The sequence below is a fragment of the Burkholderia sp. S171 genome (genome assembly GCF_009766085.1).
Classification (GTDB): Bacteria; Pseudomonadota; Gammaproteobacteria; order Burkholderiales; family Burkholderiaceae; genus Caballeronia.
The window spans coordinates 24,584-32,488 of sequence record NZ_LMUF01000039.1 but is presented as its reverse complement, the minus strand read 5'-3'; the positions used below and the strand labels follow the sequence as shown (position 1 = coordinate 32,488).

The following is a 7,905-nucleotide window of genomic DNA, read 5'->3' as shown; positions in this document are numbered from 1 at the left end:
CCCGCCGGCACCCAGCAATACGATGAGTCCCAGCACGATCAGCAAGATGCGTTTCATCTTGCCGCTCTTGACGGTGACGATAGGTTGTTGAGTTGCGGTGGTACTTGCCATGATTGCGGACCTCTTTCTGTAGCCTGAATTGTTGGCGATTTTGCTGCTACGCGATGAGGGGAATAGAGGGGGAAATTGGGGCTAACTCGTGAGTTCGGGTTTTGTTCGCACCGGTGGACGGGTGGGTTTTGCTTGAGCGTGGGGGATTTGAGGGAGGGGCTTGCGGGGGGAGGGGTTGCGGCTGGGGCGGGGTGGGGGGGGGGGTGGGTCTATGCCGGGTTGCCAGGGTCCGACGCTAGCGGTCGGAGTCTATGCCGGGTTGCTGCTTTCAGTGTTAGTGGTCTGCGTGAGTCGGATTTTCTCTTTATCACTATTGGCCACTGTGCGTGGCGGCACGTCATTTCATTTGTCCAAAGCGACAAAGAAACGAAGCAAAGAAAACGCTTTTTACCACGCTACCCTAAGTGTCCACAGCGTGCGGTTTTGATTCATAGGTGCCCCAAAAGCACGGTGCTCGCCAGAGCCACGGATGTTTGAAACCCTCCTTCTCGCGAATTCCGACATAGGCACGCTTCGCCACCAGTGCTCTCGGGCAAGCACCCGCACCCAGGGACTTGTGCCGTTCTCACAGCACTTCGCAGCCGTCAATTTGCAGGGCGGTATGATCTTTAATCCGTCTCGCGTCCCCGCTCAAGCAAACGTATCCACCAACCCCACCTGCCTGCGCACCGGCATGCTGATCGCGCTCAGCCCATCCGCGCTTCCGCCGTTATCCACACCACTTATTCCGCCCGAGCCTTGACCGCCTCGACCGGTATTCGATGACCCTCCATCACCCCGCTGGCCCGACTGCTGACCCACGAAACCATCACTCACGCTCGTACTGCCAAGCGATATCCCGCTGCCTTGCATCGCTTCACGCAATGTCGGTAACGCCGCTTCCACTGCCGCCCGAACCTGCGCATGCGTCGATACAAACAACGCGTGTGCATGGTTGTCGGTGACCTGCAATACCACCTGCAACGGCCCCAGATCCTTCGGGTTCAACGTCAATTCAGCACTCTGTTGATGACCGTTCGACAGAAACACTACCTTCTGGCTAAACGCCTCATCCCATCCGCTCGACCCGACGTGCGGCGCAATCGCCGCGCTGCCAGCCGCCGTTGCTGCACTCTGGGCCGGCGCGCTTCCCGCTGTCGCCGACGCTGCCTGCATCGAAGCGGAATGTGCAGCAGCTTCCGCCGTCGCTTTGTAGGCAGCACTGCCGTCATCGGCCGGTGTCGCGGCAGCCTGAGCGCTTGCATCGGCTCGTTGCGTAGCCGATGTCGCGCCAGCCTGCGTGGTCGTCGATGAACGGCCTGCAGCATCGCCCGCAGACGCTGTCAGCGATATCGCCCGGCCCGACTGCCTCGAACCACCACCCTTGCCACCGGCGTCCGCGTTTGCACTGTTGGCCACATTCGCAGTGTTCGCCGCAGCCGCGGCTGCCGCCGCTGCCGCATCAGGCGATGGCGTCGCAGCACCCTGCGGATTCGCCACCTGCGCGAGCGCAGCCTGAAGTGCATCGTCCGCCGCTTTGGTGTCGCTCGGCTTGTCCTTCGACTGCGTCGAAGACGTCGCGCTTGTCGCTTCCGCATTCATCGCCGCTGTAGCCGGATCAGTCGCAACCGTGGCCGGATCAGCGGCCGCACCACCGCGCGCCTTCAACATGGCCGCAGCGGTCGCAGCCGCAGTAGCCGCCGCCGCTGCCGCCGTAACTTCGGGCTGTGCCTTCGTGGCATCCGCATCCGCCTGAGCCGCCTGATCCGCAGCCGTTGCGTTAGCCGCATTAGCTGTAGCCGCAGCCGCAGCCGTCGATGCCGCAGTCGAACCCGTCGATGCCTGCGCTTGATTAGCCGCCGAAGAGCCCGGCGCAGCAGAAGCAGCCGATGACGCCGAAGAAGTCTGATCCGCTGCCGTCGACGGGTCCGCGCTCTCGGCCTGCTCCGCCGCCGCCTTAGCCTGCGCAGTTGAAGCGTCGTCGGGCTTGGGGGCGTCGTGAACACCGCCGCGCGCAGCCGATGCCGCCGCCGCAGTTTTCGCGGCCTGCGCCTGTGCTTGCACCCGCGCCCGAGCCGCTGCTTCTTCGTTGGCCTTGGTGGTGATGTTATGCAGCGTCGAAACAAACGATGCCGCCGCACTATCACTCGCCGACGTCGCCGCCGCGTTCCGCGATTGGGCAGCGCTCAAGCTAAGCATCGTGCTGGCAGAATTAACGGTCGACATACTTGGCCTCTTGTATCTTATATACGATAAAAATCGCTAAAAACGTCATGCCTTTTCGGCGCGCATCCGCAACATCTTGGAGGCGTGTTCATCGGAATCACGTTGTTCAATCCGCGCTTCCTGCTTCGCGTGCACCGCGTCGCCGCGTGCCGCCAGCACTTCATACGAACCCAGCTTCTGCTTGCGCTGCTGCCACTCAGGCTTGGCCGCTTCCAGGCGCTGGTTCGCGCCCACGAGCAACACGCGCTGCTGGCTGATGGCGGAATCGAGGGTATCGACGAATGCCTGGAAATTGCGCAGCGTCTGCGCGGTCGTGCCTTCCTGCGCCGACGCCGTAAAACGCGCGTGATACTCGTCCCGGTACGTAACCAGCGAGTTCAATTGCGCCTCCACCTCGTCGCGCTCTTGCTGGAGCTTGCCAAGCCTTTTGGTGGCAGCCTCCAGTTCTTCTTCCGCGAGGTTGATCAGGGTCTTGATCGGCAGATGCTTGGACATGGACGTCAGATTCCTAAATTATCTTTATTCGAACAACGCATCGAGTTGGGCCAGGCTCGGTTCAAACATGGCCTGCTCACGAAATCCTTGCTGCAAAAACGCTTCGATCCGCGGGTACAGCGCAATCGCCCGATCGAGTAACGCATCCCGCCCCGTGGAATACGCCCCGACATTGATCAAATCGCGATTGCGCTGGTAGCGCGACAACATTTGCTTGAACAAACGCACCCGGTCCAGGTGCTTGTCGTCGATCAGCGCCGTCATCGCCCGGCTGATGGAAGCTTCAATGTCAATGGCCGGGTAATGGCCCGCTTCGGCCAAGGAACGCGACAGCACAATATGGCCGTCGAGAATGGCGCGCGCTGAATCGGCAATAGGATCTTGCTGATCGTCCCCTTCCGTCAAGACCGTATAAAAGGCCGTGATCGATCCAGCGCCTTCCCGACCGTTCCCGGTCCGCTCCACCAACGCCGGCAGTTTAGCGAACACGGAGGGCGGATAGCCTTTAGTGGCGGGGGGTTCGCCGATCGCGAGCGCAATCTCGCGCTGTGCCATGGCATAGCGCGTGAGCGAATCCATCAGCAAAAGTACGTGTTTGCCCTGATCACGAAAATATTCGGCCAAAGAGGTCGCGTAGGTCGCGCCCTGCATCCGCAAAATGGGTGACACATCGGCGGGCGCCGCGACCACGACCGAACGCGCCAGACCGTCCTCGCCCAGAATTTGCTCGATGAATTCCTTCACCTCGCGGCCCCGTTCGCCAATCAGTCCGATCACGATCACCTCGGCGCTCGTATAGCGCGCCATGGTGCCGAGCAGCACGGACTTGCCCACGCCCGAGCCCGCGAACAGGCCCATGCGCTGGCCGCGTCCCACGGTCAACAACGCATTGATCGCGCGCACGCCGACATCGAGCACCTTGTGAATCGGCTCGCGATTGAGCGGGTTGATGGTCGGCGCGGTCAGCGGCGCATCGATCTTCGAGCCAAGAGGCCCGAGCCCGTCGAGCGGCTTGCCCGACGCATCGACCACACGGCCGAGCATTTCCCAGCCGACCGGCAGACGCTTGGCGCCGGCCATCGGGTCGTTGATCGGTGCGCTTTCCAGCGGATACACCCGCGCGCCGGGCAACAGGCCGGAGACTTCGGTGGTCGGCATGAGGAACAGCTTGTCGCCGGAGAAACCCACCACTTCGGCCTCAGCCATGGGGATCGAACTGCCGGCAGGCAACTCGATCATGCATTCCGAGCCCACGCCCAGCTTCAATCCCACGGCTTCCAGAACCAGGCCGGCTGCACGCGTAAGACGCCCGCACGCACGCAACGGTTTGGATATCTGGCTGCGCGCCTTGCTGGCTTCGAGTTGCGCGCGCCAGCCATCCAGATGCGGGTTGTTCGCCATATCGGCGAGATCGACGATGGTCTGGGCCGCGATTTCTTCGATCGTCGGTTCGACGTCGTCGTCCGCGGCGAGCGGCCCGAACGACGCGCGCGCGAGTTCCTGTTCGAGCTCGCTCAATCCTTCCTGCGTGACGCGCCGCGCCGCGCTCGCATTGACATGGGTTGAGACATGGACTGAATTCACCACGGTTGTGACCTCCCGAGCGCCGCCGCGACGCGCTCCCAGCGCGTGACATTGGTTGCATCGACTTCACCGCTTGCCGCGTGCGCCCGGCAACCGCCACGTTCAATATCCGGGTCGGTCCTGACCGACCATCCCGCTGCCTGAAGCTCTTCCAGCAAATACGCTTCGACAATCGGCAGATCCGCCGGATTCACGGTCAGGTACGGCGCGCCCGCCAACGCCGGCTCGGCCGCGATCACCGACCGCGCGACCGCCAGCACCGCGGTCGGATCGAGTGTCAGATGCTGCGACACCACCTGCTGCGCGATATCCAGCGCCAGCGCCGTCAGCGCCTCGGCAACGACTGCGTCTGCGGCTTGCAGCGCGATCTTGAAGGTATCGGCCATCTGCGCGAGCCGCGCGGCTTCCGCCCGCGCGTCGCGGCGGCCTTCTTCCACGCCTTGTTGGTAACCCTGGTCGTAACCGGCCTTGTAGCCCATTGCCTGACCCGCCACATGGCCCGATGCCAGTCCCTGCGCGTGCGCTTCATCGCGGACACGGCGCAAGTGCTTTTCCAGCGCGGCTTGATCGGCGCCGCTGCGATCGACCGGAACCGGATCGAACGACGCCATCTCCCAGCGCTGGTAAGCGGACATGCGAGCCTTCTTGGCGGCTTCGGCAGCGTCAGACATATGCGTCCTCGGCCTTGCCGCCTAACTGGATCTGACCCGATTCGGCCAGGTTGCGCACAACTTGCAGGATCTTGCGTTGCTGCGCTTCCACTTCCGAAAGCCGCACCGGGCCGCGCGAGTCGAGGTCTTCGGCCAGCAATTCGGCGGCGCGCTGCGACATGTTCGCGAGGAACTTCTGCCGCAGCGGCGGCTGGGCGCCTTTCAGCGAGACGATCAGCGTTTCGGATTCCACTTCTTTCAGCAGCAACTGGATTGCGCGGTCTTCCAGTTCGAGCAAATTCTCGAACACAAACATCTGATCGATAATCTTCTGCGCCAGTTCCGCATCGAATTCCTTTACGTTTTCGATCACGGATTCTTCGTGCGCCGTCGACATGAAGTTGAGGATTTCCGCCGCCGTGCGGATGCCGCCCATCGGCGCGCGCTTCAGGTTGTCGCTGCCGGAGAGGAGCGTGGTCAGCACGTCGTCGAGTTCGCGCAGCGCCGCCGGCTGGATGCCGTCGAGCGTGGCAATGCGCAGCAACACGTCGTTGCGCAAACGCTCCGTCATCAGCGCCACGATTTCGGACGCCTGGTCGCGGTCCAGGTGAACCAGGATCGTCGCGATAATCTGCGGATGCTCGTTCTTGATCAGTTCGGCGACCGCTGCCGAATCCATCCACTTCAGGCCTTCGATACCGCTCGTATCGCTGCCCTGCAGGATCCGGTCGATCAGCGCGCCCGCCTTGTTTTCGCCCAGCGCCTTGGTCAGCACTGCCCGGATATATTCGCTCGAATCGAGCGACAGCGCGGTGTGCTGCTCGGCTTCCTGGACGAACTCGGTCATCACGTTGTCGAGTTGCTCGCGCGTCACGTTTTTCAATGTCGCCATGGTCGCGCCGATCTTCTGCACCTCGCGTGGTCCGAGGTACTTGAACACTTCCGCCGCCTCCGATTCACCAATCGACATCAGCAGGAGCGCAGCTTTATTGAGGCCTTCAGCGTTCATCGGACACCCAGTTCTTGACGACCGTCGCAACGATTCTCGGGTCCTGGCGCGCAACCATGCGCGCGTAGTCGAGATTGCGTTCGAACTTGGCCTTGTTGCTTTCGTGACCGAGCAAACTGACCTCGGCATCCTTTTCTTCGTCCGACGCCGACTTCGGCATCGATGGTCCGTCGAGCAGCGACAGCTCATCCGGCGGCGGAAGCGCTGCCGGCTCCGCGGGCGGCGGGAAGGCGCGGCGCAGCGCCGGCTTCACCATGCTGAAATACAGGAACAACGCCACTGCACCTATCCCCGCGTACTTCGCGAGCTGGATGGCGCGCGCGATCATGTCCGGCGTGCGCCACCACGGCACGTCGGGAATCACGGTCGAATCCACCAGGAAGGTGCTGTTGACCACGTTCACCGAATCGCCACGCTTTTCGTCGTAGCCCATCGCGTCTTTCACCAGCTGCTGTACCTGCTCAAGCTTGTCGGCGGCCAGCGGCAGCATTGTTACCTTGCCCTTGGCATCGACTTGCTTCTGGTAATTCACCACGACGGCGACGGACAGGCGCTTGATGCCGCCCATCGGCTGCTCGTAGTGGCGCACGGTGCGATCGACTTCGTAGTTGGTCGTGGTGTCCTTGCGCATGCTGACTGGCGTGGTTTTGCCGCCGTCGGCGCCGCTCGCAGCAGCGTCGACAGGCGCGGACGATGCGGCCGGCGGCTGGTTCGACAACGCGCCCGGCACCCCACCGGCATTGGCGCCGCCGCTGTCATTCGAGATACTCGACTGCTGGCTGCGGATCGCCGTGTTTTGGGGGTTGGCGTTCGGACCGTAACTTTCGGCGGTTTGTTCCAGCTTCGAGAAGTCGATATCCGCGCTCACCTGCGAGTGCGCATTGCCGGCGCCGAACAGCGGCGCGAGGATGGCGTCGATACGCCCCTGGGTGTTGCGCTCGATCTGCTGCACATATTTCAGCTGCGACGCGTCCAGGCCGTTCGCCGCGCTTTGCTGCGTGAGGAGGTTGCCGTCCTGATCGACGATTGTCACGCCCTTCACCGGCAGGTCCGGCACGCTGGAAGACACCATATGCTGGATCGCGAGGATCTGCCCCTCGTCCAGTGCGCGGCCAGGGTAGAGATTCAGCATGACCGACGCCGTCGGCAGTTCTTTTTCCCGCACGAACACGGTGGGCTTCGGAATGGCGAGATGGACGCGGGCTTCACGCACCGACGATATCGACGCGATGGTCTTTTCCAACTCGCCTTCCAGCGCGCGCTGATAGTTGACCTGTTCGGCGAACTGGCTGATGCCGAATTTCTGGTTGTCCATCAATTCGAAGCCGACCGAGCCGTTCTTCGGCAGACCCTGCGACGCCAGGCGCAGCCGGGTTTCGTGCACCGCGTCGCTGGGAACCAGGATTGCGCCGCCCGATTCGGCGATCTTGTAGGGAATATTGCCTTGCTGCAGCGCAGCGACAATCGCGCCGCCGTCGCGGTCGGAGAGGTTGCTGAACAGCACCCGGTAATCCGGCTGGCGCGACCACATCACGAGGCCCGCCACCACCACGGCCAGGATGGCCACGGCGATGATCAGCGGCATGCGCGGGTTGTTGCGGAACTGGTTAAGCATCGGCATGCGCGGACCGAAGCCGCCACTGCCACCAAAGTCCGCGCCGCCCGCGTAGCCGGCTCCGCCCGTCCCTGCGGCGATCGACCCGGCGGCGCCCGGCTGCGCGCCAGTCAGACCCATGCGGGCGTCCGGGTTGATCAGGTTGGTTGTGGAATCCATGCTTCGAAACTCTCCGAGTCTTGCGTTTTCTGCGAGGCGCACCGGCGATAACCGTGCGCACTGCAGGCACTTTCATG

At 62.9% G+C, this 7,905-nt stretch carries 6 protein-coding genes; all 6 read right to left on the bottom strand.

Features of this window, described 5'->3' with window-relative positions; all coding sequences use genetic code 11:
• Positions 1–741: 741 nt before the first annotated feature.
• The 6 genes from GSQ93_RS20805 to fliF are packed head-to-tail and all read right to left on the bottom strand — an operon-like array spanning position 742 to position 7,828.
• A complete protein-coding gene (locus GSQ93_RS20805) occupies positions 742–2,316 on the bottom strand; it encodes a flagellar hook-length control protein FliK (protein WP_158937541.1) in 1,575 nt (524 codons plus the stop codon).
• A 45-nt stretch (positions 2,317–2,361) separates the two neighbouring features.
• Positions 2,362–2,811 (bottom strand): flagellar export protein FliJ, encoded by a 450-nt coding sequence (fliJ, locus tag GSQ93_RS20800; protein ID WP_158937540.1) that lies wholly within the window; start codon positions 2,809–2,811, stop codon positions 2,362–2,364.
• 24 nt (positions 2,812–2,835) lie between these two features.
• A complete protein-coding gene (gene fliI, locus GSQ93_RS20795) occupies positions 2,836–4,398 on the bottom strand; it encodes a flagellar protein export ATPase FliI (protein WP_301952075.1) in 1,563 nt (520 codons plus the stop codon).
• A complete protein-coding gene (fliH, locus tag GSQ93_RS20790; RefSeq protein WP_158937539.1) occupies positions 4,392–5,066 on the bottom strand; it encodes a flagellar assembly protein FliH in 675 nt (224 codons plus the stop codon). The genes fliI and fliH overlap by 7 nt, the downstream gene beginning before the upstream one ends.
• Positions 5,059–6,054 (bottom strand): flagellar motor switch protein FliG, encoded by a 996-nt coding sequence (gene fliG / locus GSQ93_RS20785; protein WP_097260116.1) that lies wholly within the window; start codon positions 6,052–6,054, stop codon positions 5,059–5,061. The genes fliH and fliG overlap by 8 nt, the downstream gene beginning before the upstream one ends.
• Positions 6,044–7,828 (bottom strand): flagellar basal-body MS-ring/collar protein FliF, encoded by a 1,785-nt coding sequence (gene fliF, locus GSQ93_RS20780; RefSeq protein ID WP_158937538.1) that lies wholly within the window; start codon positions 7,826–7,828, stop codon positions 6,044–6,046. Before fliF ends, fliG begins: the two co-directional genes overlap by 11 nt.
• Between the last annotated feature and the right edge of the window lie 77 nt (positions 7,829–7,905).